This window comes from Kitasatospora sp. NPDC048286 (assembly GCF_043201735.1).
Lineage (GTDB): Bacteria > Actinomycetota > Actinomycetes > Streptomycetales > Streptomycetaceae > Kitasatospora.
In genome coordinates, this window is sequence record NZ_JBICZE010000012.1 from 250,330 (window position 1) to 274,673 (window position 24,344).

The 24,344-nt window shown below is 72.6% G+C and carries 22 protein-coding genes; 8 read left to right on the top strand and 14 right to left on the bottom strand.

Going from position 1 to position 24,344, the window contains the following annotated elements:
- Positions 1-87 precede the first annotated feature (87 nt).
- Positions 88-573, top strand: a complete 486-nt coding sequence (locus ACGF13_RS28085) for a universal stress protein (protein ID WP_392880159.1) — start codon at positions 88-90, stop codon at positions 571-573.
- 54 nt (positions 574-627) lie between these two features.
- Here ACGF13_RS28085 and ACGF13_RS28090 read toward each other — a convergent pair whose 3' ends face one another.
- Positions 628-828: a hypothetical protein gene (locus ACGF13_RS28090; protein WP_392880162.1), complete on the bottom strand. Its 201-nt coding sequence runs from the start codon at positions 826-828 to the stop codon at positions 628-630.
- Between the two features lie 269 nt (positions 829-1,097).
- Between ACGF13_RS28090 and ACGF13_RS28095 the strand changes: the two genes are divergently transcribed.
- Entirely contained in the window at positions 1,098-1,898 is an 801-nt protein-coding gene (locus ACGF13_RS28095) for an STAS domain-containing protein (RefSeq protein WP_392880164.1), read from the top strand.
- Between the two features lie 29 nt (positions 1,899-1,927).
- Here the strand turns inward: ACGF13_RS28095 and ACGF13_RS28100 are convergent, their stop codons facing one another.
- Entirely contained in the window at positions 1,928-3,115 is a 1,188-nt protein-coding gene (locus ACGF13_RS28100) for an alpha/beta hydrolase (RefSeq protein WP_392880167.1), read from the bottom strand.
- A gap of 431 nt (positions 3,116-3,546) precedes the next feature.
- Between ACGF13_RS28100 and ACGF13_RS28105 the strand changes: the two genes are divergently transcribed.
- Complete coding sequence (locus tag ACGF13_RS28105) at positions 3,547-4,011, top strand: hypothetical protein (RefSeq protein WP_392880170.1); 465 nt, start codon at positions 3,547-3,549, stop codon at positions 4,009-4,011.
- On the opposite strand, the gene ACGF13_RS28110 is transcribed toward ACGF13_RS28105, so the two are convergent.
- The 9 genes from ACGF13_RS28110 to ACGF13_RS28150 form a co-directional block, all read right to left on the bottom strand.
- Positions 3,999-4,622 carry a hypothetical protein gene (locus ACGF13_RS28110; RefSeq protein WP_392880172.1) on the bottom strand — a complete coding sequence of 208 codons (624 nt, stop codon included), beginning with the start codon at positions 4,620-4,622 and terminating at the stop codon, positions 3,999-4,001. The two genes, ACGF13_RS28105 and ACGF13_RS28110, sit on opposite strands and share 13 nt — an antisense overlap.
- A 93-nt stretch (positions 4,623-4,715) precedes the next feature.
- Positions 4,716-8,498 carry an ATP-binding protein gene (locus ACGF13_RS28115; protein WP_392880175.1) on the bottom strand — a complete coding sequence of 1,261 codons (3,783 nt, stop codon included), beginning with the start codon at positions 8,496-8,498 and terminating at the stop codon, positions 4,716-4,718.
- 49 nt (positions 8,499-8,547) lie between these two features.
- Positions 8,548-8,976, bottom strand: a complete 429-nt coding sequence (locus ACGF13_RS28120) for a cupredoxin domain-containing protein (RefSeq protein ID WP_392880177.1) — start codon at positions 8,974-8,976, stop codon at positions 8,548-8,550.
- Entirely contained in the window at positions 8,976-9,413 is a 438-nt protein-coding gene (locus ACGF13_RS28125; protein WP_392880178.1) for a hypothetical protein, read from the bottom strand. The genes ACGF13_RS28120 and ACGF13_RS28125 overlap by 1 nt, the downstream gene beginning before the upstream one ends.
- Positions 9,414-9,551: 138 nt before the next feature.
- Complete coding sequence (locus ACGF13_RS28130; protein ID WP_392880180.1) at positions 9,552-10,889, bottom strand: nitrate/nitrite transporter; 1,338 nt, start codon at positions 10,887-10,889, stop codon at positions 9,552-9,554.
- A complete protein-coding gene (gene nirD, locus ACGF13_RS28135; RefSeq protein ID WP_392880182.1) occupies positions 10,886-11,374 on the bottom strand; it encodes a nitrite reductase small subunit NirD in 489 nt (162 codons plus the stop codon). Before nirD ends, ACGF13_RS28130 begins: the two co-directional genes overlap by 4 nt.
- Positions 11,371-14,001, bottom strand: coding sequence for a nitrite reductase large subunit NirB (gene nirB / locus ACGF13_RS28140; RefSeq protein WP_392880293.1), 2,631 nt, complete (start codon positions 13,999-14,001; stop codon positions 11,371-11,373). Before nirB ends, nirD begins: the two co-directional genes overlap by 4 nt.
- Before the next feature lie 65 nt (positions 14,002-14,066).
- Positions 14,067-15,305, bottom strand: coding sequence for an NAD(P)/FAD-dependent oxidoreductase (locus ACGF13_RS28145; protein ID WP_392880184.1), 1,239 nt, complete (start codon positions 15,303-15,305; stop codon positions 14,067-14,069).
- A complete protein-coding gene (locus tag ACGF13_RS28150; RefSeq protein ID WP_392880186.1) occupies positions 15,302-17,470 on the bottom strand; it encodes a molybdopterin oxidoreductase family protein in 2,169 nt (722 codons plus the stop codon). Before ACGF13_RS28150 ends, ACGF13_RS28145 begins: the two co-directional genes overlap by 4 nt.
- Positions 17,471-17,661: 191 nt before the next feature.
- Here ACGF13_RS28150 and ACGF13_RS28155 point away from each other — a divergent pair, with 191 nt between their 5' ends.
- Together ACGF13_RS28155 and ACGF13_RS28160 are read left to right on the top strand one after the other, a co-directional pair.
- Positions 17,662-18,801: a uroporphyrinogen-III synthase gene (locus ACGF13_RS28155; protein ID WP_392880189.1), complete on the top strand. Its 1,140-nt coding sequence runs from the start codon at positions 17,662-17,664 to the stop codon at positions 18,799-18,801.
- A complete protein-coding gene (locus ACGF13_RS28160; protein ID WP_392880191.1) occupies positions 18,801-19,496 on the top strand; it encodes a sirohydrochlorin chelatase in 696 nt (231 codons plus the stop codon). Before ACGF13_RS28155 ends, ACGF13_RS28160 begins: the two co-directional genes overlap by 1 nt.
- Positions 19,497-19,708: 212 nt before the next feature.
- Here the strand turns inward: ACGF13_RS28160 and ACGF13_RS28165 are convergent, their stop codons facing one another.
- On the bottom strand, positions 19,709-20,458 hold the full coding sequence (locus ACGF13_RS28165) for an SDR family oxidoreductase (protein ID WP_392880194.1): 750 nt from the start codon (positions 20,456-20,458) through the stop codon (positions 19,709-19,711).
- Positions 20,459-20,548: 90 nt separating this feature from the next.
- On the opposite strand from ACGF13_RS28165, the gene ACGF13_RS28170 reads away from it, so the two are divergent.
- Positions 20,549-21,889 (top strand): aspartate aminotransferase family protein, encoded by a 1,341-nt coding sequence (locus ACGF13_RS28170; RefSeq protein ID WP_392880197.1) that lies wholly within the window; start codon positions 20,549-20,551, stop codon positions 21,887-21,889.
- Positions 21,890-22,080: 191 nt separating this feature from the next.
- Complete coding sequence (locus ACGF13_RS28175; protein WP_392880200.1) at positions 22,081-22,494, top strand: peptidase inhibitor family I36 protein; 414 nt, start codon at positions 22,081-22,083, stop codon at positions 22,492-22,494.
- A 68-nt stretch (positions 22,495-22,562) separates the two neighbouring features.
- Here the strand turns inward: ACGF13_RS28175 and ACGF13_RS28180 are convergent, their stop codons facing one another.
- On the bottom strand, positions 22,563-23,465 hold the full coding sequence (locus tag ACGF13_RS28180; RefSeq protein WP_392880203.1) for an alpha/beta fold hydrolase: 903 nt from the start codon (positions 23,463-23,465) through the stop codon (positions 22,563-22,565).
- Between the two features lie 59 nt (positions 23,466-23,524).
- On the opposite strand from ACGF13_RS28180, the gene ACGF13_RS28185 reads away from it, so the two are divergent.
- Complete coding sequence (locus tag ACGF13_RS28185; protein WP_392880206.1) at positions 23,525-24,133, top strand: TetR/AcrR family transcriptional regulator; 609 nt, start codon at positions 23,525-23,527, stop codon at positions 24,131-24,133.
- A 9-nt stretch (positions 24,134-24,142) separates the two neighbouring features.
- Here ACGF13_RS28185 and ACGF13_RS28190 read toward each other — a convergent pair whose 3' ends face one another.
- On the bottom strand, positions 24,143-24,340 hold the full coding sequence (locus ACGF13_RS28190; RefSeq protein ID WP_392880208.1) for a DUF397 domain-containing protein: 198 nt from the start codon (positions 24,338-24,340) through the stop codon (positions 24,143-24,145).
- Positions 24,341-24,344 lie beyond the last annotated feature (4 nt).

Here is a 24,344-nt window from a genome sequence, read left to right on the forward strand (position 1 = left end):
GGGTTCACTGGAGTCATCCGAAGCAAGGAGTGCCGAACCGGCGGAGCCCGATGGAGAGAGCCGCCGGAGAGACGGAGGCGAACGGCCATGACCGGGACCACCCGAGTGATCGTCGGCCTGAGCGGATCACTGAGCAGTCTGGCCGCCCTCTACCACGCCGTCGGCGAGGCGGCCCGGCACCGGGCGGTGCTGGTGCCCGTGGCCGCCTGGGCCACCAACGAGCGCGACGGCCTGCGCCCGCACCCCGAGTTGGAGCACGCCGCCCGCCGGCGCCTCGACATCGCCTTCGAGCAGGCCTACGGCGGTTACCCGTCCGACCTGGTCATCCACCCGCTGGTGGTCAACGCCGAGCCCGGCCCCGCCCTGGTCGGCGCCGTCACCGGCCCGGAGGACCTGCTCGTGCTCGGCGCCGCCACCCGTCGCCGCCTGGACCGCCTGCGGCACGGCTCGGTCGCCCGCCACTGCCGCCACCGGGCCGGCTGCCGGGTGGTCGAGGTCTCGCCCTCGGCCCTGCTCACCCGCCTCGAACTCCCGGCCCGCACCGGCGCACCGCTCCCGCTGCTGGCCCGCTGACGGGGCCTCGGCGACGGGAGGCCGAGGTCGGGCCGTTCGGACCGCAGGAGCCGTTCAGCGGCGGACGTCCCTGGTGAGCAGCCAGGGCACGAGCAGGAGCCCGATCCCGATGGCCACCGCCTGAACGGCCCCGAGGCCGGACCGGATCAGCCCCGCCACCAGCAGGACGTCCACCGCGCCGGCCGCCCAGCGGTACGGAACCGTGAAGCCCCCGCGCGGGGTGCGGCGGCCGGAACGGGGGGTGTGCGTCGACATGTCTTCTCCCTGGTGCTCGGAACAACCGGCCTGGCCGGTACGGCAGATGTGACCGTCACGGTGCGACCTTCACGGCAGGACGCGGCCGGGCGCGACCGGTACAGCCGGTACGTGTCCGGCTGGTCATATTCAGCCCGCTACCGGCCGTCGGCCGCCATCCCTCCGGACGTATCCGGACAGCTTCCGCCCCGCGAACACCGCAACGGGGCACGGTCGTTCTCGTACGCTACGTACCGGCGCGCAGGACCGCGCCGGGGAGGAGCAGGAGCGTGGCCGTCCAGGCCGAGAAGACCGCTCGACGACAGGCGGCGCCGCCGGTCGCCGCGTTCGCGAAGTGGCTGCAGGGGATGAAGATCGCCGCGGGGGATCCGTCCTATCGCGAACTCCAGCGCAGAACGGCCCGCTCCGGCTGGGCCATTCCGCGCAGCACCCTGCACGACGGCCTGTCCGGCGTCAGCCTCATGCCACTGGACTACGCCATTCGGGTACTGCGGGTCCTCGGATACGAGGGACCGACCGTCGAGGCGGAGTGCCGGGCACGGTGGACCTCGGCCAGGACGGGGGTGGTGATCACCGAGCCGCCGCCTCCCGGGCCCGGTGATCCGGCGCGGCGATTCGTGTTCGAGAAGGTCGTTCCGCCCGGCGCCCCGGACGCGGGCACTGCGACGACCAGCCCCCTGGACGTCGAGGTCGGCACCCTGGAGTCGTGGACCGTCGTGCGGGTGGTCGGCGAACTGGACTGCTACGGGGCCCCCGCGCTCCGCCAGTTGCTCAACGGGCTCGCCGAGCCCCACACCGAGCAGCAGCCACTCCACCTGGTGATCGACATGAGCGGCTGCTCCTTCGTCGACAGCGGCGGGCTCGGCCTGCTGATCTTCACCTCCCGGCGGATGATGGCCCGGGGCACGGTCCTGCGACTCGTCCTGTCCCCCACCGGCAACGAGTGGGCCTGGCACGTCATCGGGTTCCTGACCAACACCAGGATCCAGGAGTTCGTGCCGATGTACGTGCCGATCTACGAGTCGGTGTCCGCCGCGATCCACGGGGCCCGGCCGACTCCGACACACTGACGTACGCGGGAGCATCCAAGGCACGGGTGCTACGCGGGGCCCCGCAGGTGGGCGCTCAGCCAGGTGAGGGCGGGCGGGAGCAGCCGCCCCCAGGTGGTGAAGTTGTGGCCGCCGGTGTCGACCGTCTCCTGGGCGACCACAAGCGGCGGGCGGGCCGCCGCCGCGAAGGCGCTGGAGTCGGCGTAGGTGCTGCCGTCCGTCTTGCTGTCCGCGAGCAGCACCGCGAGGGGCGGCATCGGCAGGTGGGCCAGGCGCCAGCCGAGGTCGGCCTCGGCGCGGCGCTGCGGACTGCCGGCGAAGAGGTCGCCCGTCGTGGCGTCCTCCGCCGCCTTGAAGTAGCCGGAGAGCGAGACCGCGACCGAGAAGGTCTGCGGATGCTCCATGCCCAGTTTGACCGCGCAGTAGCCACCGGTCGAGTCGCCGACGATCCCCAGGCTGCCGGTGCCGTCCAGCACCCGGTAGGAGGCCCGCAGGTCGGCGGGCACGTCGGTGGTGAAGTAGCTCTGCGCCTGCGGCCCGTTCGGGATGTCCTCGCACTCGCTGTCCCTGGGCATGGTCGGCGAGGGCCGCATCAGCACCAGGACGGTCGGCTCCATCGCCCCCTTGCGCAGCAGGTCGAGTTCGGCGGCCGGGTAGCGGAGCCTGGTCACCAGATTGGTGGCGTCGCCCGGGAAGCCGGTCATCACCAGCGCGGCCGGGAAGTGCCGTTCCGCGCCGCCGGGTTGGAAGTACTGCGGCGGCAGGTAGACGTAGCCCTCGGTGCTCAGCCCGGTGGTCGCACCCGGAAGCCGCACCCGGTCGATCCGCCCGATTTGAGCCGGATCGCGACTGACCGTCCCCACGCCGGTGATCTCCGCGGAGCCGAGCACCTGCACTCCGGCCGCACCGGCCCCGGCTCCGGCTCCGGCTCCGGCACTGGCACTGGCACCGGGGCTGGCACCGACACCGGAGCCTCCACCCGCCTGCTGGACCACGCCCGCGCCGTGTTCGCGTCCCAGCAGGTCGGACCAGCTGTCGTAGAAGACGAAGTAGTCGTTGACGGCGAGCCCCAGCGTCACCAGCAGGACCAGTTGGGTGACGGCGATGGTGCCGAGCCGCAGGAACATCGCGGGCCAGCTCCGCACGGCCAGCCGGGGCCAGACCCACAGCGTGCCGAGCACGGTGAACACCGCGAGCAGCGCCGTCAGGGCCAGCAGCTTGTGGCTGGTGAGTCCCATCGGTCCCGACCTCCCCTACCACTGTGGACTGCCGGTCGTGGAAACGGAGCTCCGTACTCAAAGTAGCCGGTCAGGCACCTCCGGACACGCCGCCGCGAGCGCGGGCTCCGCAACTTCGACAATCCTGTCGAAGTTGGCATGCCCGGGCTATGCTGACCCGAAGCCCACCCGCAGTCGGGCCCCTCACCCCGTCGACGAACGCGCCGCCCAGGCGCGCCCGACCGGAAGGAGGTGCGGCACCAGCCTCCGAGAACCGGCCACCGACCAACAGGCCGCCCACATCGACTTCTTGACGAATCGTCAATTCAGATCCGCGATTTCACCGCCTGAGCCTTGACGCGTGCCCCAGGCCGCCCACCGCCGTTGTACGGAAGGTGAATCGCCGCGCCCGCCCGAAACCCCCGGCCGCCCTGCCGAGGAAGAGGTTCCGCATGACGACGTCCCGGACCCACCCGCGCCCCACAGAAGCCGCGGTGCTGCTCACCGCACTCAGCCTGCTCGTCCTGGAGGAGATCGCCCTCGGCATGGCCGAGGAGGAGGACCGCCCCGTCATCGGCGGCATCCTGATCGGCGCCTCCGGCACCGGCCTGCTCGTGGTCGGCGCGGTGCTGCTCAGCCGCTGGCTCGACCTCCGCCGCCCGCTCCCGCTACCCCCGCCCGGCCCCAACGGCCGCGAGTACAGCGCCCGCGCCCTCGAGGGCTTCCCGATGGAGGCCGTCCGCCCCCTGCTGCTCGCCGAGAACGCGCCCCAGCTCGGCCACCTGTACTCCGCCTGGATGCTCGCCCGGGCCGGCCGCCCGGCCCCCTGGATCGCCCGCCGCCTGGCCATCCCCCCGGACGCCGCCCAACTCCTGGTCGACGCCGCCCGCTCGGCGAGACTCGATCAGCGCCGCTGACCCGGCGCCGCACCCGCCTGCGCCACCAGGTACGGCACCAGCCCGCGCTCCGCCAACGCCGACCGCCAGGCCTCCCGCGCCAGCGGCAACTCCCCCGGCCCGTCCGACGCCTCCCCGGCCCCGGCCCCCCTCGACCGGGCCGTCCCCAGCAACCCCAGGCCGCCGACCAGCAGACTCACCGCCGCCACCCCGGCCGACACCCACCCGGCCTCCACCAGCGCCCGCGCCAGCACCCCCAGGTCCTCGACCAGCCCCAACACCGAGCCCAGCACCAGGAAGATCACCGCCGCCGCCCCCGCGATGATCGGCACGACCACCCCCAACACCCCCCACCACCCCGACGCCCGCTCCCGCGCCGGCACCTCCACCGGCCCCCGCGCCACCGCGTCCGCATCCGCCCGCAACGCCGCATACCGCTCGTACTCCGGCGCCGCCGCGGCCAGCACGAACTCCGCGTTCTCCCGCGCTGCCCGCCGCAGCCGCTCCACACCCCGAGCGTCCTCCCCCGTCTCCCGCAGCGCGGCCCGCACCTGCGGCGCGGCCAACGCCCGCCCGAGCTCCGTCTCGAAGTCCGCCCAATCCTGCTGCGGCAGCCGAAGCGGCCTGTCCATGCTCGTCCCCGATCGTCGCCCCGTTGTAGTTCTACAGAACTGTAGAACAAGGAGAGGCGATGCAGCAGCCCTGTTCACGGGTGGATTCGGTGCTCAGGAGGGGTCAGCCATGGGGACCCGGGCGAGGGCGTCGCGGATCAGCTGGGCGGGGTCGGGGGCGTCAAGGCCCCACTCGCGGTACCACTCGGCGATCTGCACCATCGGACGCCCTGTCCTCATCGACAGTTTCAAGAGGTCAACCAGGTCAATGTCCTTGTTCAACAGCATTCCGGCCGACCAAGACCGGCCCCTCATGAGAAGATCAACTGCCTCATCCGTCGTGAGCCCGATCGGCAGGTCATCACAGGACGACACGACCCCCCGGGCCCTCAGGTGGCGAGCCAGCTCCCTGGGGTGCCGCTGTAGCTTGCCGGCCCCCGCAACCAAACGCGCGAACGGCACCGTCTCTCCCACCCGCAGATTGCCCCAATCCATCGCGCCGTTGGACGAGAAGAGCCTGTCGTCCAGCTGTGTGGGATGTTGCGGCAGGACGATCGGAACCTCCACGCCAAAGGCCCTGAAGCGCTCGATGACGTCACGCAGTGAGCAGTTCCTCGACTCGAACAGCTCGAAGAGTCGCCTGAAGGTCAGGTCGGCCACGTCGCTCCGACGTCCTCCGTTCTTGAACAGCTCCAGATCCGCAGCACAGGCATCATCCGGCATGCGCGGCACGCGGAATCCAACGGCCCCGAGCACCTCCGCAGCCCGATCTGGCGCGATCCCCAGATCCTGCGCCGCCCACAACAGATGATCCGCCGGCACCCCTTCCGATCGCTTCAACCATGGTCCAGTGCCATTGAGCCGACGACTCAGCAACACCAAGGTCTCCTCAGGGGGAAACGGCGGAAGACCCTTTGAGTCCGCCTCGAGTCCGTATCCCGCCATGGCCTCACAGACCTGATCCACCGGGATCCCGAGCACCCGACCGGATTCGGCCAGAAATCCGGGCGGAACCTCACCTCCTGGATCCGGCCCGCCCCAGAACGTTCCACCTCCGGAGCGATTCCAGAGAAAGATCGGATCCATGTCCACAGCGATCGCAAGATCTACGACCTCGCGAGTGACCTCCCGCCCCACGCTGACCCAGGCATCCGCCGCGGCTTCCACCGAAGTACCCCTCGAATCAGCAATGACCAGCAGGTGGTTAACGGTCGCAAACCACGGGTCGCCCGCTCGCTGGGAGTGAAAACTTCGGTCAAAAGGGATACCGAAATCAGAGGCTCTCGCACGAGCCTCCTCAGGCGTGACACCGAGATCGCGAGACAGCCTCGCAGCCCAACCGTCACCCAGATGAGCCCAGGACCACGACCTGATGCCGCGCTCTACCACCGGCGCCAGAACAGCGATATCAGACGGAATCGCCGGACGAACTTTCTGTTGCCCCATCAACTCAGCACAGAGGTGCTCCAGCTCTGAGGGCAGCCGCTCCAGCCCGTGGGCCAGTACCCGCCAGAGCGCGACGTGATCAGGAAGGCTTCCCGCAATCTTCCCCCCGAGAGGTTCATCAACGCCATTGAGAAATTTGAGGACTTCATCATCCGCGAGAAAGCAGCCAGTACGACGGGTGTCGTACTCGATCCCGCCGAATTTCAGCCGTCGCCCCTGTCGAGTGACTTCGGTGGCCACCAAATCGGCGAGATGGTAGTTCCCCTCCGTCATCTGATGGATCCACTCCATGCTCAGCACAGTCGTGTCGCCGCTCACGAACTCGGCCACCGCGGCCTCCAACAGCCCCCGGACCGTCTCCGACAGGTCGCTGATGACGCGGCGACGATCCACGGACAGCTTTGCCGGCGAGAACCCTCCGCTGAGGTTCACCACGGCCCCGGACAACCCGCCCGGCGAGATGACCCCACGGACGACGTCCGGCTCAGCCACCAGGCCGTCAACCAGCAAGGCACCACCATGCTCGCACCACGTCACCTGCGCGCCCTCCGGAGCTCCGGCCCAGGACGTCATCGGGCCCCAGGCGCTGAAGCCGAAGGTCTCGCTCTTGGGCGCCTCCCTGGACTTGAGCACCCCGGGCTCCCAGGCCGCCTCCCGGTGTCCGTGTACCGCCGACGTGGGGAACTCCGCGACGGCCAGGAGTCGTTCGAGGACATCCACGCACGACCACGACCCGGCCATCTCGATGTCGTCCCGCAGGTACAACCGCACGGTGGTACCCGGCTTGCGGCCCCTTTCCGACCGCTTCGCGATGCGGAAGAGGTGAGTCGGACCGTAGATGGAAACATCCAGCTGCGGGCCCAACTGGCCCGAGGCGTCCATGCGGCAGGTGGTCACCCGGATCTCGTCAGCGAGCATGAAGTAACTCAACACGCCTATGCCGAAACGGCTGTTGGGAAAGAGCTCGACGGGTGGGTCGGCCTTGCGCCACTCGACGAGTTCAAGCTTGAAGTCCAACTGCTCTGCAAAACGGGCGCCGGCGTTGGAGAAGACTCCCTTCAACTCCTCCTCGCCCATGCCGACGCCGTTGTCCTGGCAGTCCAGGTAGGCGCGGCCGTCCTCGTCCACCCCTTGGCGGAACTCGATGCGGCCTTCATAGGCGAAGGTGGCAATGGGATTCGTGCGGTCCAGGTACTCCGTCCGGGCGCGGCGGTACCGGCAGGCGTCGAGGGCGTTCTGATAGAGCTCGCGAACCGCCAAGTCCCGGTCACGGTACAGCTCGACGCCCATCAGCAGGCTGCGCACCCGGCGTTCGTCCATGCGGAAGCGCGCCCAGCCGGTGAAGACTCCGCTCGCCGGGGCAGCCTGGTCGGCGGTGAGGCGGGTGGGGAGCGGGTGATCGGTGAGGACGCGGCGGACGGCGTGGAGGAGTTCGTCGGCCCGGGCCGTGTACTCGCGCAGGCCCTCGACCACCGCCTCGTGCCGGCACTCGGCACGCAGTACCGGCAGGTCGTACGAGCCACCCCATGCGGCCTCTTCCAAGGTCCGGCGCAGGTCGGTGAGGTCGACCTCGTCCGGGATGCCGAGGTGTTCGGTCACGATCTCCGGCAGGGCGGTCATCTCGATGGCGGTCCCGTACGCCAAAGCGAGCAGCAGGGCCAACCATTGCTCCCGGACCTGCTGCTCGCCCGGGGCCCGCAGGTGGTCGTCCACGCTGAGGCTTGCCAGGTAGTCACGGTTGCCGACGTCGGGGCCCCGGCGCAGGCCGTGGAGCAGGGCGCAGACCCGCTTGAGTGCGAAGGTCTCGCCGAGGTCAGCAAGAACCGGGAGTCGGCCGAGGATCTCCTGCACACCCTCGGGGTCGGCGAGGTCCTCGTGCTGGTCGAGCCAGCGGTGGAAGAGCCACCAGCCGAGCGGGACGGCGGAGGCGGGGCGCGTCCGGGTGCGGCCAACGAGCAGGTCGTGGGACTCGACGAACTGCTCGTACGCCGCGCGGTCTGCGTCGGGCTCGGGCGCCGGAGCAAGATCGGTCGGGCCGACGGAGACCCGCGCAGCCGCCAGGCGCAGTGAGCGGACGCGGTGGAGGAACGGGAGCACCGCCAGCAGCGCGGCCTCGGCCGGGTAGAGGTCCAGGCGCCCCAGCAGCCAGTCGACCCGCTGCGCGAAGCGTTCCGCGATCCCGGGGTCCTGCCACGGGTCCTCGGCGAGCACCGTCTCGTCCCGCAGCCGGGCCAGTTCGCCGACGGCCTCCAGCACGACGCGCCGATAGGGCTCGACGCCCGAGCCTTCCCGGATGTGCGTCCAGACGCGCGAGCCCGCGACGAGCTTCACCCAGTCGTCGGCCTCGTCCGGCACCGCCTGGGGCAGGCCCCCCACGAAATTGACGGTCTCGGCCTGCACGACCGGCCCGTTCACGGTGCCGTTGATCGCGTTCCACGTGCTGTCGGCCATCCCTCGTGCCCTCCCCAGGTGCAGGGCACGAGCGTAGGGCAATCGCCCCTCAGGACACGGTCAGAATGCCGCGCATGAAGTGGTGGAAGGAGCACAGGTACGCGTACGCGCCGGGCTGGCTGGGCGCCGTCACCATAGCCGTGGCGCCCGGGGCGATGGGGCCGGTGTCGAAGGTGCCGTCCTGGGCGGTGAGGGTGTGGGCGGTGGTGCCGGTGTTGGTCACGGTCACCGTCGCACCCGGGCTGGCGGTGAAGTCGGCCGGCTCGAAGGAGAAGTCGCGCGCCGCCACCGTCCCAGCAGCAACGGACGGGCTGGGCGAGGCCACCGGAGAGTTCGCCACGGACGGCGACACGACGGCGGGGCTGCTGGTCTCCTCCGGCCCCGGCGCCGGCCCCACCAGCGCGCTGACGCAGCCGGTCAGGACGGGACCGGCTGCGAGCAGCAGCGCCAGGGCGACGGCCCAGACGCGGGACCGCATCACTCAGCGGTGACCAGCGTGACCCGCTTGGCGTCGGCGGCGGCGGGCGGGGTGGCGCCGAGGTCGGAGACGGTGGCGGTCAGGATGGCGTCGACGCCCGGGAGCCAGTTGTAGGTCTTGGACTGGACGATGACCACCCGGGTCTGCGGCGTCCCGTCGCAGACGATGTCCGCTTCCTCCGCCCGGCTGGAGCCGAAGGCGGTGACGGTGGTGTCCTCCGGGTCCTTCTGTTCCACCGAGACGGTGAGCGAGCGGGCTTCCTCCGCGTTCGCGCAGACGTACCCGATCTCCACCCGGACCCGGCCGGCGGCCTTGGGGTCGATCCTGGCCTCACCGAGGGTGACGGTGGTGGCGACCGGGTCGTCGTCGGCCCAGGCGGGCACGGCGGCGCCGGTGAGGCAGGTGACGCCGGTGAGAGCCGAGGTGAGTACCGTCATGATGATCCACCGCTGCACTGCAGCCTCCGGGGTCCGAGGACGTGTTGCGGCCGACGCTAACCGCCCGGAGAACCACCCGCGCGCCGGGCCGTCCTGACCGTCATACCAACGGCCCAGCCCCCGCCGCCCGGAGCGCCGTCACCGCCGCCGGAGCCAGATCGCCCAGGTCAGCGCGGAGCAGCCCGCGTACGCCACCAGGAATCCCGCGTACGCCGCGTCCCCGTTGCCGCCGACCAGGAAGGACTGCCGGAACGCCAGGTTCACCAGCACCCCGCCGAACGCCCCGATCGCTCCCGCGAGCCCGATCAGTGCCGCGGACCGGCGCCGGGAGTCGGCCTCGGTGGCGGCCGGGTCGGCCCCGGCCGCGATCGCCGAGCGGGCCACGGCCTGGAAGTGGGCCGGGATCATCTTGTACGTCGAGCCGTTGCCGATGCCGCTGAGCATGAACAGGGCGACGAAGCCGGCCAGGAACAGCGGCAGCGAGTGCTCGCGGGTGGCGACGAGCACCACCGTCGTGCCGACGGCCATGGCAGCGAAGGTGCCGAGCGTCACCCGCGCGCCGCCGTACCGGTCGGCGAGCCGGCCGCCGACCGGTCGCAGCAGCGAGCCGAGCAGCGGCCCGAGGAAGGTGAGGGCGGCTGCCTTGACCGGGGTGTCGAAGCGCTCGTGGAACTCCACCTGGAGTACCTGGCCGAAGGCGAAGCCGAAGCCGATGAAGGAGCCGAAGGTGCCGACGTAGAGGGTGGAGACGGCCCAGCCGTACGGGTCGCGGGCGACTTCGCGCAGTGCCCGCCCCTCTCCCGAACCGGCCTGACTGGCAGGCAGGTTGTCCATCCGCCACCACGCGCCCGCCGCCGCCATGAGGATCAGCGGCAGGTAGAGCAGTGGCAGCAGCCGGGGGTGGGTGGCGCCGGCGGTGGCCAGCACCAGCAGCCCGAGCAGCTGCACCGCGGGCACGCCGAGGTTGCCGCCGCCCGCGTTGACGCCGAGTGCCCAGCCCTTCAGCCGGTGCGGGTAGAAGGCGTTGATGTTGGCCATCGAGGAGGCGAAGTTGCCCCCGCCGACGCCGGCCGCGCAGGCGACGGCCAGCAGGGTGCCGTACGGGACGCCCGGGTGCAGCACCAGGGCGGCGAGCGTGGTGGGCACGAGCAGCAGCAGCGCGCTGATCACCGTCCAGGTGCGTCCGCCGAAGCGGGCGACGGCGAAGGTGTACGGCAGCCGCAGCAGGGCGCCGAGGGCGGTCGGCAAGGCGGTGAGGGTGAACTTCCCGGCCGTGTCGATGTGGTACTCGGGGCCGAGGAACAGCACCAGCACCGACCAGAGGCTCCACACCGAGAAGCCGATGTGTTCGGAGAGCACGGAGAACGCCAGGTTCCGCCGGGCGATCCGGGCACCGCTGCGCGCCCAGAACTCCTCGTCCTCCGGGTCCCAACCGACCAGCGGGGCGGGCGTCCTGGGCTGGACGGCGAGGCTCATGCTGCACTGTCCAGGGCCGCACCGTCCCGGACCGCACCGTCCAGAGCCGCACCATCCAGGTCCGCGTCTCCGAAGGCCGCGCCTCCGGGGCCCGCGACCCGCACCGGCCAGCGCCGCAGTACGGCGGGCGTGCCGTCGGGGGTGGTGTCCTCGTCCAGGCAGCGGCCGTCGGTGAGGTCGTAGACCTGCTTGTACATCGGCGAGGTGAGCGTCGGCCGGTCACCGCGACTGCCGAGCAGGCCCCGGGCGAGGACGGGGGCGCCGCTGAACGGGTCGAGGTTGTCGACGGCGTACAGCCCGTCGGAACTGTCGCGGAACAGCGCGACCTGCCCGGCTTCTGGGAGCAACACGGCGACGCCTCGGCCGGGTTGGAGGTCGGTGAGGGCGCAGACCGGCTGCCAGTGGGCGCCGTCGTGGATCTGCACGGTCGCAGTCGCAGTCGCGCCGACGCCAACGGCGACGGCGACGGTCGGGGTCGCGGTCAACGGGTGAGCACCTCCGGTCGGGGCCCGGCGACGAGCACCGGGGAGCTGAGGGCGGTGAGGGTGTGGCCGGCCTCGCCGGGGCGGGCCGGGCGGATCTGGCCGCGTTCGGGGACGAAGGTCACGGCGGGGTCGGGGGTGCCGGGGGCGTTGACGAAGGAGGAGAAGCGCCGAAGCCGCTCGGGGTCGGCGAGGGTCGCGGCCCATTCGTCGCGGTAGGTGCCGATGTGACGGATCATCAGTTCATCCAGTTCGGCGGCGATGCCGAGCGAGTCGTCGAGGACGACGGCCCGCAGGTGGTCGAGGCCGCCCTCCAGGCGCTCCAGCCAGACCGAGGTGCGCTCCAGCCGGTCGGCGGTGCGGATGTAGAACATCAGGTAGCGGTCGATGGTGCGGATCAGCGTCTCGCGGTCGAGGTCGGCGGCGAGCAGGTCGGCGTGGCGCGGGGTGGTGCCGCCGTTGCCGCCGACGTAGAGGTTCCAGCCGGCGGAGGTGGCGATGATGCCGAAGTCCTTGCTCTGGGCCTCCGCGCACTCCCGGGCGCAGCCGGAGACAGCCGCCTTGAGCTTGTGCGGGGAGCGCAACCCCCGGTAGCGGAGCTCCAGTTCGATGGCGAGGGTGGTGGAGTCCTGGACGCCGTAGCGGCACCAGGTCTGGCCGACGCAGGACTTCACGGTGCGCAGCGCCTTGCCGTAGGCGTGTCCGGACTCAAAGCCTGCGTCCACCAACTTGCGCCATATTTCAGGGAGTTCGTCGACCGTGGCACCGAAGAGGTCGATCCGCTGGCCGCCGGTGATCTTGGTGTAGAGGCCGTGGTCACGGGCGATCTCGCCGATCGCGATCAGGCCCTCGGGGGTGATCTCGCCGCCGGGCACCCGGGGGACGACCGAGTACGAGCCGTTGCGCTGGAGGTTGGCGAGGAAGTGGTCGTTGGAGTCCTGGAGCGTGCCCTGCTCGCCGTCCAGGATGTGGCCGTTGCCGAGGCTGGCCAGGATGGAGGCGACGGTCGGCTTGCAGATCTCGCAGCCCTCGCCGCTGCCGTACCGGTCGCGCAGTTCGGTGAAGCTCGTCGCCCCGGTCACCCGGGTGATCTCGTACAACTCGGCCCGGGTGTGGGCGAAGTGCTCGCACAGGCCCTTGAAGGTGGAGACCCCGGCGGCTTCCAGTTCCTCACCCACCACGGTGCCGAGCCGCTTGAGGCAGCTGCCGCAGCCGGTGCCGGCCCGGGTGCACTTCTTGACGGCGGCGACGCTGTCGCAGCCCTGGTCGCGGACGGCGGCGCGGACGGCGCCCTGGGTGACGTTGTGGCAGGAGCAGAGCACCGCGTCGTCGGGCAGCTCGACCGCTCCCCCGGCCCCCGCAAATCCGGCGGGCAGCACCAGCTGTTCGGGCGCCACCGTGAGCGGGCGCCCGGCGACGGCGAGTGGGCGCAGGGTGTCGTACCCCTCGGTGTCGCCGACCAGGACGCCGCCGAGCAGTGCGCCGTCGGTGCCGATGACGAGCTTGCGGTAGACGCCGCCGCGGCTGTCGCTGTAGAGCACGTCGAGGGCGCCCTCGGCGGTGCCGTGCGGGTCGCCGAAGCTGGCGACGTCGACGCCGAGCAGCTTGAGCTTGGTGGAGGTGTCGGCGCCGGTGAAACCCGCACCGTCGGGCACAGAACCACCGGACACAGAACCACCGGGCACAGAACCGTCGGACACAGAACCACCGGGCCCGGGAACGTCAGCCCCGGCAAGCCCCGCCACCGTGCGCGCCGCCGTCTCGGCCATCTGGTAGCCGGGGGCGACCAGCCCGTAGACCCGGCCGTCGACGGCCTGGGCGCATTCGCCGATGGCGAGGATCGCCGGGTCCTCGGTGCGGCAGTGGGCGTCCACCACGACGCCGCCGCGTCCGCCGACCGGCAGGCCGCAGTCCCGGGCGAGCTGGTCGCGGGCGCGCACCCCGGCCGAGAACACCACCAGCTCGGCGGGGAGTTCGCGCCCGTCGGAGAGCGCGAGGCCGCGGACCCGGCCGTCCGGGCCGGTGAGCACACCGCCGGCCCCGGCGCCGGTGTGGACGGTGACGCCCAGTTCCTCGATCTTGCGGCGCAGCGCCGCGCCTCCGCCGTCGTCCACCTGGACGGCCATCAGTCGGGGCGCGAACTCCACCACGTGGGTGTCCAGTCCGCCGGCCCGTAGCGCGCCGGCCGCTTCCAGGCCGAGCAGCCCGCCGCCGACCACCACGCCGGTCCGCGCCGTCGCCGCGCCGGTCCGGATGGCGTCCACGTCCTCGATGGTCCGGTAGACGTGGCAGCCGGGGGCGTCCGTGCCCGGCACCGGCGGCACGAAGGGCACCGATCCGGTGGCCAACACCAGGACGTCGTAGTGGAGTTCGGCACCCGAGGCGGTACGCACCAGACGCCGGGAGCGGTCGATCGCGGTGGCCGGGTCGCCCAGGCGCAGGTCGATGCCGTGCTCGGCCGGGAAGCCGGTCGGGCAGAGCGTGAGGTCCTCGGCGGTGCTCCCGGCGAACAGCGAGCTGAGGTGAACGCGGTCGTAGGCGGGCCGGGCCTCCTCGGCCAGCACGGTGACCCGCCATCCGCGGGCGGCGGGCTGCTCCGTCCAGGCCTCCAGGAAGCGCTGGCCGACCATGCCGTGGCCGACCAGGACGAGGTCGCGGACGGCGCCGGGGCCTCGGGTGCTGCGATGGTCAGTGGTCAACGCACGTCTCCAGTCATGGCGGTTCCTCCGGTGAGCAGGTGCAGGGGGTGGCCGGCGATCGCACCGCCGTCGGCGAAGGCGCCGGCCACCGCGTCCACGGCGGCCAGGTCGCCGAGCAGGATGGCGCCGACCAGGCGGTCGCCGCGCAGGACGAGCTTCTTGTAGCTGCCGCGGGTGGCGTCGGTGAGCAGCAGCGCGTGGAGGCCGGGCTCGCGGGTCTCGTCCACAGTGCCGAAGGCCGCGTAGTCCAGACCGCCGGTGCTGAGCCGGGCGCGCGGGCCGGTGCCGGGGTAGCGGGCGTCCGGTTCGGCGCCGGAGAGCCGACGGGCGAGCACGTCGGCCTGTTCCCAGGCGGGGCCGGCCAGGCCGTGGACGGTGCCGCGGTGTTCGGCGCAGTCGCCGATCGCGTGCACGTTCGGGGCCGCGGTCAGCCCGTCGTCGACCAGTACGCCGGTGGCGGCGGGCAGTCCGGCGGTCCGTGCGAGTTCGGTGTGCGGGCGGGCGCCGCAGGCGAGCACCACGAGGTCGCAGTCGATCCGGCGGCCGTCGGCCAGTTCGACGGCCTCGACCCGGGCGCCGCCGTGCACGGCCCGGACGCGGTGGCCGGTGTGACAGTCGACGCCGACCGCCCGCAGCCGCTCCCGCAGCACGCCGGACGCTCCCGCATCCAGCTGGCGCTCGATCAGATATGAGGCCTGGTGGATGATTTCGACCAGCGTGCCGAGCGCGGCGAGCGCCCCGGCGGCGCTCACGCCGAGCACCCCGCCGCCGATCACCACCGCGTGTCGCGCGTCGACGGCCTCCTCGGCCAGCCGGACGCAGTCGTCCAGGGTGCGCAGCGTGTGCACGCCCTCGACCAGGCCGGAGCCGTCGGGCCCGCGCAGTCCGCGCACCGGCGGTAGCACCGGGCCGGCGCCGGTGGCCAGCACCAGCTCGTCCCAGGGTTCGGCGGCCCCGTCGGCCAGCCACAGCTTCCTCGCCGCGGGGTCCAGCGCGACCACCTCGCACCCCGGTCTGACCTCGGCCCCGCCGAGCGGCAGCGCGATCGACTCGGCGTCGTAGCGCCCGGCCAGCACCTCGGTGAGCAGCACCCGGTTGTAGGGGGCGCGTGGTTCGGCCCCGTACACCGTGACCTCGCCCGGCCCGCCGAGGGCGCCGTACCGCTCGGCGAAGCGGGCGGCCGCCATGCCGCCGCCGACCACGGCGATCCTCGGGGTCGTCCCGCGGCCCCTCACCGATCCGGCTCCGGCTTCGCGACCTCGGACCCGAGGGGCTCCGACCCGAGGGGCTCCGACCCGACGAGCCCCACCCCCACCGGCTCCACCCGGACCGCGCACAGCTTGAACTCCGGCATCCCGGAGACCGGGTCGAGCGCCGGGTTGGTGAGACTGTTGGCCCGCCCGGCGCCCGCCCAGTGGAACGGCATGAAGACGGTGTCCGGCCGGATCGCGTCGGTGACCCTGGCCGGGGCGACGGCCCGGCCGCGCCGGCTGGTGACGGCCACCGGCTCGCCGTCGGCGATCCCGAGCCGCCCGGCGAGCCTCGGGTGCAGTTCGACGTACGGTCCGGGTGCGGCCGCGTTCAGCTCGGCGACCCGGCGGGTCTGCGCGCCGCTCTGGTACTGGGCGAGCACCCGGCCGGTGGTCAGGTACAGCGGGTAGTCGCCGTCCGGCTCCTCGCCGGCCGGGCGGTGGGTGACGGCGGCGAACCGGGCCCGGCCGTCGGGGGTGGCGAAGCGGTCGAGGAACAGCCGGGGCGTGCCCGGGTGGTCCGGTGTCGGGCAGGGCCAGAACACCCCGTCCTCGGCGGCGATCCGCTCGTAGCCGATGCCCGCGTAGTCGGCGTCGCCGCCGGCCGAGGCCCGGCGCAGTTCCTCGAAGACCTGCTCGGCCCCGGCGGGGAATCCCGTGGACACGCCCAGCCTGGCGGCCAGTTCGCCCAGCACCCACAGCTCGCTGCGGACGCCCGGCGGCGGGTCGAGGGCGCGGCGGCGCAGGATCACCCGGCCCTCCAGGTTGGTGGTGGTGCCGTCCTCCTCGGCCCACTGGGTGACCGGCAGCACGACGTCGGCGAGCCGCGCGGTCTCGGAGAGCACCACGTCGGCGACCACCAGCAGGTCCAGCGCGCGCAGCCGTTCGGTGACGTGATTGGCGTTCGGCGCGGAAACCGCCGGGTTGGAGCCGGCCAGCAGCAGCGCCCGGACGCCGTCGGGGCGGCCGAGGCCGTCCAGCAGCTCGTACGCGGACCGGCCGGGGCCGGGGAGGCTCTCGGGCGCCACGCCCCAGACGGCGGCGACGTGTTCGCGTGCCACCGGGTCCTCGATCGAGCGGTAGCCGGGCAGTTGGTCGGCCTTCTGGCCGTGCTCGCGTCCGCCCTGGCCGTTGCCCTGGCCGGTCAGGCAGCCGTAACCGCTGTAGGGGCGGCCGGCCTTGCCGGTGGCCAGGCACAGGTCGATCCAGGCGCCGACGGTGTCGGTGCCCTTGCTCTGCTGCTCCGGGCCGCGCGCGGTGAGCACCATGCCGGTGGCCGCCCGGCCGAACATCGCCGCCACTTCCCGTAGTTGGTGGACGGGGACGCCGGTGATCCGCTCCACCCGGTCGGGCCAGTGGGCCATCGCCGCCGCGCGCGCCTGTTCGAAGCCCGAGGTGCGCCGCGCGACGAACTCCTGGTCGACCAGTCCGTCGGCGATCACCAGGTGGAGCAGGCCGAGGGCGAGCGCCAGGTCCCCGCCGGGGCGGGGCTGGAGGTGCAGGTCGGCCAGCTCGGCGGTGCGGGTGCGACGTGGGTCCACGACGATCAACTTACCGCCGTTCTCCCGCAGTTCGCGGAAGTAGCGGACGGCGGGCGGCATCGTCTCGGCCGGGTTGCCGCCGACCAGGATCAGGCAGCCGGTGTGCGGGATGTCGGCGAGCGGGAAGGGCAGTCCGCGGTCCAGGCCGAAGGCCCGGCGGTGCGCGGCGGCGGCCGAGGACATGCAGAACCGGCCGTTGTAGTCGATGTTGGCGGTGCCCAGCACGACCCGGGCGAACTTGCCCAGCAGGTAGGCCTTCTCGTTGGTGAGCCCGCCGCCGCCGAACACGCCGACCGCGTCCGGCCCGTGCCGCGCCCGCGTCCGGGCCATCCCGGTGGCCACCCGGTCCAGTGCCTCCGGCCAGTCGGCCGCGCGCAGCGGCCCGCCGGGGCGGTCGCGCAGCAGTGGGCCGGTCAGCCGGACGTTCCGGGCGAGCAGCGCGGGCGCCGAGCGGCCCTTGCCGCACAGGGCACCGCGGTTCACCGGGAAGTCCGGGCGCTCCAGCACCTCGGCCGGCCGGTCCGTGCCCGGCACAAGCCGCATCCCGCACTGCAGGGAGCAGTAGGGGCAGTGCGTGTCGGTGGCGGCCGCGAGAGCGGTTGGTGTCATGTACGGACCTTCGCGGCCCACTGTTTCGCGACGGAGTCGGCGATGTTGCGTGCGCGGTACACCTCGCTCACGCCGCCCGTACCGTGAAGTGCGCGGTCGGACATCCGGCGTAACCGCAACGGCAGTTTCGCTAACCCGCGGGTGACGGCCGGGAAATACTCCCGTAACAGGCTGGGCGGAGGCTGACCGGCATGGCAACCGTTCCACCAGCACGGCCGCTCACCGGCGCAGGGCCGCTGACCGGCTACACCGTCGGCGTCACCGCCGCGCGCCGCAGGGAGGAGCTGACCGCTCTGCTCACCCGACGCGGCGCCCAGGTCATCGAGGCACCGACGCTGCGGATCCTACCGCTCGCCGACGACCACGCCCTGCGCGAGGCCACCGACCGCTGCCTGGCCGCCCCGCTCGACTACGTGGTGGCCACCACCGGCGTCGGCTGGCGCGGCTGGATGAGCGCCGCCGAGGGCTGGGGCCGGGGCGCCGCCCTCACCGAGGCCTGCCGGGGCGCGCTGATGCTCAGCCGCGGCCCCAAGGCGACCGGGGCGGTCCGGGCCAGCGGACTGGACGAGGGCTGGTCCCCCACCACCGAGACCACCGACGGACTGCTCGCCTGGCTGCTCGCCCGCCCGCTGGCCGGGCGGCGGATCGCCGTCCAGGAGCACGGGGTCCGGCTGGACGCCTTCGCGGCGGCGCTGCGCGAGCGCGGCGCCGAGGTGATCTCCGTCCCGGTGTACCGCTGGGCACCGCCGGAGGACCGGGGGGCGGTGCACCGGCTGCTCGACCAGACCGTACGGCGCCACGTGCACGCGCTCACCTTCACCAGCGCCCCCGCGATCAGCGCCCTGCTCGCCGCGGCGGAGAGCGAGGGCCTGCGCGAGGCACTGCTCGACGCCCTGCGCGGGGACGTCCTGGCGGTCTGCGTCGGCGCGCTCTGCGCCCGCCCGCTCACCGAACTCGGCCTGCCCGCCCGCTACCCGGAACGCGGCCGGCTCGGCACCCTGGTCCGACTGCTGGAGGACACCCTGCCGGGCCGCTCCCGGCACGAAGTCCCGTCACCGTTGGGGACGTTGACGATCCAGGGAAACGCCGCCGTGGTGGACGGGGAGAGCCACTGGCTCAGTCCGCTCGGCGCCGCCGTCCTACGGGCACTCGCCGAACAACCCGGCCGGGTGCTCAGCCGCGCCGAACTCCTGCGCGCCGCCTGGCCGGACGCGAGCGCCGACGAACACGCGGTGGAGGCGGCGGTCGGCCGGCTGCGGACGGCGCTCGGGCCGCACGCGGCACTGATCAGGACCGTCCCCAAGCGCGGCTACCGACTGGCGGCGGGCTGATGCTGCTCGCCCTCGCGCACGGGAGTCGCGACGAGGCGGCGAGCACGTCGACTCGCGCCCTGGTGAAGGCGGTTCGCCTGCTGCGGCCCGAACTGACCGTCCGCTGCTGCTTCCTGGACCTCGCCCGCCCGTCGCTCAGCCAGGCGCTCGCCCGATTCGCCGACCGGCGACCGGTGCTGGTGCCGCTCCTCCTCGGCACCGGCTACCACCTGCGGGTCGACCTCCCCGCCGCACTCGCCACCGCCGGCCTCCCGGAATCCCACCTCGCCCGCGCGCTCGGCCCGCACCCGCTGCTCGCCGAGGCCCTCGCGGACCGCCTCACCGAGGCCGGTGCCCCGCCGCACGCCGCCGTGGTACTGGCCGGCGCCGGCTCCTCCGACCCCACCGCCCTCGCCGACACCGCCCGGATGGCGTCCCTGCTGGCCGCCCGCCTCGGACGGACGGTCACCCCCGCCCACCTCTCGGCCGCCGCCCCCACCCCGCACCAGGCGGTCGCCGAGCTGCAGGCCGCCGGCCACCCCGAGGTCGCCCTCGCCACCTACCTGCTCTCCCCCGGCTTCTTCGCCCGCCGCGCCGCCACCGCTCCCGCCGCCTGGACCAGCGCCCCACTGGGCGCCCACCCGGCCGTCGCCCGCCTGGTGCTGCGGCGCTACGACGAGGCGAGGGCGGCCACCGCGCTGCGCTCCGCCGCCTGAACGAACGGCCGTTTCCGGCCAGGTGCCACCCGGGCAGACATGACGCGTTCGACAGCTGGACAGACACACACCTGCGCCGTGGTATCCGCGGTGCGTCGCCCGAGTGAACGCGAGGAGTGGTCCAGCCCGTGATCGAGGTCCAGGCCGCCGACCTGCAGGCCGCCGACGTGCGGGTGCGAGTGCCTCCCGTCCCGCGCCACGACGGGAAGCCGTCACCCGCGGCCGACGTACGGCATGGAGCTCGGCATCACCAGGACCGACTGGATGTTCACCCCGAGCGGGAGGGCGGCCATGGCCCGGACCATGTCCACGACGTGCCGCACGTCCATGGTCGGCTCCACCCGCAGTGACCCGTCCGCCTGCCGCACCGCCGGCTGGGGCCGGTCCTCGGGAGTCACGTTGCCGATGTCGATCTGCCCGCAGGAGATGTCGTAGCGCCGGCCGTCGAGGGACAGCGAGCGGGTCATTCCGGCCACCGCGTGCTTGGCCGCGGTGAATGCGATCGAGTCCGGGCGGGGCGCCTGGGAGGACGGGGCGCCGTTGTTGATGATCCGCCCCCCGCGCGGCTCCTGCCGCATCATCAGCCGGAACGCGGCCTGGGAGCACAGGAAGGTGCCGGTGGCGATCGACTCCATGACACGGTGCCAGTCCGCCACGTCCACCTCCTCGACCGGGACGTACGGCATGGTGTCGGCGGCGTTGTTGAACAGCAGGTCGAGCCGGCCGAAGCGGTCCGCCACCTCACCGAACAGGGCGTCCACCGCAGCGGGGTCCGTGATGTCGGCGGGCACGGGAACGGCACGGTCGCGCAGATCGGCCGGTGCGAGGGCTGCGGTCTTCTCCAGCGACTCGATCCGGCGACCGACGAGCACCACCGTCCAGCCGTCGGCCAGCAGGCCCAGCGCACTGGCCCGCCCGATGCCGCTGCCCGCTCCCGTCACGACCGCCGTCCGTTCGATCATCGGGTCCCCTTTCCCGCCCCGCGGCCCACCTCGGGCACGCCCGTCATCCGAGCGTGCCCCTCCGACCCACCCTCGAACCAGGAGCAGCACATGATTGGCGACATCGACACGCCGGGCGCGACGGACGGAAGCCGCGCGTGGCACGAGCGGGCGCGGCGGTCCCTCGCCGGCGGCATCAGCTCCTCGGCCCGGCTCACGTCGACCGGCCCGCACCCCTACCCGCTCTACATGGCATCCGGCACCGGCGCGCGGATCCGGGACGTCGACGGCAACGAGTACCTCGACTACCTCGCCGCCTACGGCAGCGCCGTCCTCGGACACGCGCCGGACGTCCTCACCAAGGCACTGACTCCCGTGCTGCACGGCGGCACCATGTTCGGAACCTGCAACACCGCCGAGGTCGAACTCGCGGAACTCATCTGCCGGTCGGTCCCGTGCGCGGACCTCGTGCGGTTCGCCAACTCCGGCAGCGAGGCCGTCCAGGGCGCCGTCCGCGCCGCCCGTGGCCACACCGGACGCACCAAGGTCCTCAAGTTCGAGGGCCACTACCACGGCTGGACCGACGTCCTGGCGGTCTCCAACCGGCCCGACGCGAGCGAGGCCGGACCCTACGACCGGCCGAACCGCGTTCCGCACTCCCCCGGCATCCCGGACGGGGTCGTCTCGGACGTGGTGGTCTGCCCGTGGAACGACCCGCACGCCCTGCGGGCCGTGCTCGACGCCCACCGCGGCGAACTGGCCGCCGTCATCTGCGAACCGATCGTCGCGAACAACGCCTGCACCATGCCGGTCCCCGGCTTCCTGGAGACGCTGCGGCAGGAGTGCACGGACCGCGGCATCGTCCTGATCTTCGACGAGATCTGCACCGGATTCCGCACCGGCCCGGGAGGCGCGCAGAGCCTCTTCGGGGTGGTCCCCGACCTCGCCACCTACGCCAAGGCGCTGGGCGGCGGCCTGCCCATCGCCGCCTTCGCCGGCCGCCGCGAGGTGATGGAACCCCTCGCCGAAGGCCACGTCAAACACGGCGGCACCTACAACTCCTCCCCGCTGTGCGCGACCGCGGCCCTCGCCACCCTGCGGGAGCTGGGCCGTCCGGAGGTCACCGAGCACATCGACGCGACCGGCCGCCGGATCATGGAGGCCATCCGGCGGGCCGCCCACGACCGCCGCGTGCCCTGTCTGGTCCAGGGCGTCGGAGCCATGTTCCAGGTGGTGTTCACGGACCGGACCACGCCCACCACCCGGTACCGGGACCTCCTCGACGCCGACAGCTCCCGTTACGCGGCCTTCCGGCACGAACTGCTCAAACGGGGCGTCCACGTCAACGCCTACGGCCTGGCCTGCTGGTTCGTCTCCGCCGCCGTCACCGCGGACAACCTGGCGGCCACCTGCGAGGCCGTCGAGCAGTCCTTCGACGCCCTGTCCCGCTGAACCGCGCCGGCGTCGCGCGGGCCGCAGGACCGGGACCGGCACCTTCACATGTATGCACAACCGGAACGGCACGAAACCGTGGCGCCGGTGGGGCGGACGTGCCAGCCTGTTCGAGGCCTCGGGGGCGACGGTCCACAAGGGACCCGGCCTGCCCGGCCTTCCTGCACTGTCGACTGGGACGGGAGTACGGAATGCGCATCAAGTTCGGACAGCGCGCGGCCAAGATCGCGGCGGTGGCGGCGTTGACGGCGGGCACGGTGGCCATGGCCACCGGGAGCGCCCATGCGGCGGGCCCGGGCGGGGCGGAGGCGTGCCCCAGCGGCAGCGTCTGCCTGTACTACAACTCGCCTGGAGTCGGCTGGGGATCGTTCGACAACTTCTCGCCGAACCAGAACCTCGACCTGCACAACTACACGTTCGCCCGCTACGCGAACGGCTCCGGGTACGGGGTGACGATGTACGGCAACGCCGCCTCGATCGTCAACAACACCGGCCACACGGTGTACGTCAGCCAGATCAGCGACGGCTTCTGGATCTCCTACCCGGCGGGGTACGCGGGATCGCTCAACAGCGCGGCGAACAACGACGCCCGCCTGTTCTCCTGACACACCGGCGCCGCAGGTCGCTTCGAAGGGCCCCGCCCGGTGGCGGGGCCCTTCGGGGCACCGCCCGGCTACGCGGCCCGCCGCTCCCGCCCGACCCCGCCGATGAAGCCCAGCAGCCGCTCGTTCACCGTCTCGGGCTGCTCCAGGTTGAGCCCGTGGCCGGCCCGCTCCAGGATCTCGGCCCGCACTCCGGGGATCAGCCGGGTGACCCGCTCCACCACCCGGTGCGGCCGCAGCAGCGCACTGCGCCTGCCCACCAGGACGAGTACCGGCACCCGGATCGACGCCAACTCCTCGTCCGTGAACGTCCGGACCGGCGGGCGGCCGCTCGGCTTGTAGCTCCGCAGCGCGAGCATCAGCGGCGCGGTCATCTCACGCGGCGCGCTCAGCGCAGGGTTGGCCAGCAGCCGGGCGACCGCCGGACGCAGCGGGCGCGGGGCGAGCATGCCGAACAGGCCTGCGACCAGGTGGACGTAGAAGCGTGCGGGCACCTTCTCGATCCCGCCCGGGTCGAGCGGCGCGACGGAGGCCAGCCGCTCGGGGGCGTGGACGGCCTGGTTGAGCGCCAGCCAGCCACCGTACGAGGCTCCGACCAGGTGCACCCGCTCCAAGGCGAGTCCGGCCAGCACCTCCCCCAGCCAGGCCGCGTTCTCCGGCGATCCGGCCGCGACGGCGCGCTGGACGCTGCGGCCGGGGTCGTCCAGGGTGTCGATCGCGTAGACGGGGTGGTGTTCGCCGAGGGCGGCGATCTGCGGGTACCAGTTGGACGGGTGCCCGGCGTGGCCGTGCAGCAGCACGATCGGGTCGCCGGTGGCCGGGCCGTAGCGGTGGACGTGGACGCTGCCGTAGGCGGTCTCGACGTCCAGCTCCTGGCGCGGGCTCGGCCAGAGTTCCATCGCCCGGTCGTAGGCCGCGAGGAACTTCGCCCGGGCCGACTCGGTGACGAAGTGTCCGACGGTGGTCCTGGTCATGATCGCCCTCCCTTTGATGATGGTACGGTTGTATCACAAAAATATCCGGAAGGAACCTGATGCCGAAGCTGGTGGATCACGAGGAACGGCGGGCGCACATCATCGACGCCCTGCTGCGATCGGCGGCGAGCAGCGGACTGCACGCCGTCACCATGCGGTCGGTGGCGGTCGAGGCCGGTGTCTCGGTGCGGCTGGTCCAGTACTACTTCGACACCAAGGAACAGTTGCTGCTCGCCGCCATGACCCGCCTGGCGACCCGCATGGGCGAGCGCGTCCAACGCCGCGCACGCGAGAGCGGGGCGGCCGGTGACCCGCGCGGCATCATCGAGACGGTGCTGCTGGAGGCGGTGCCGACCGATGAGGAGAGCCGGGCGTTCCACCTGATCTACACCGAGTACGCGGTGCTCTCCGTCACCGATCCCGGGCTCGGCGGGCAGCCGTTCCTGGCCGCGCCGAACGAGATGGAGACCTTCCTGGCCGCCCAGCTGACGGCGGCCCAACAGGCCGGGGACGCCGCCCCCGGCCTGGACCCCCGCCAGGAGGCCGTCGTGCTGCTGGCCGTCTCCGCCGGCCTCGGCCTCAGCGTGCTGCTCAACCAGCGGACGCCAGAGGAGGCGACCGCCGTGCTGCACTACCACCTGGGCCGGATCCTTCCCGGCCGCGGGTGAGGGAGCTGGCTACCCTCCCAGTTGGTCGAACTCTCCAGCCTTGACGCCGCACAGGAGGGCGCCGAGCACAGCGGGCGGCATGGTGATGACGACATCCGGGTCATCACTCTCGCGAAGCTTGACGCCCTCACCAGGCACCGCCGCGACGTAGATGCAGTTGGCGGTGTCGCCGCTGAATGAGGACTTCTGCCAGGTCTGAACGATCACGGTC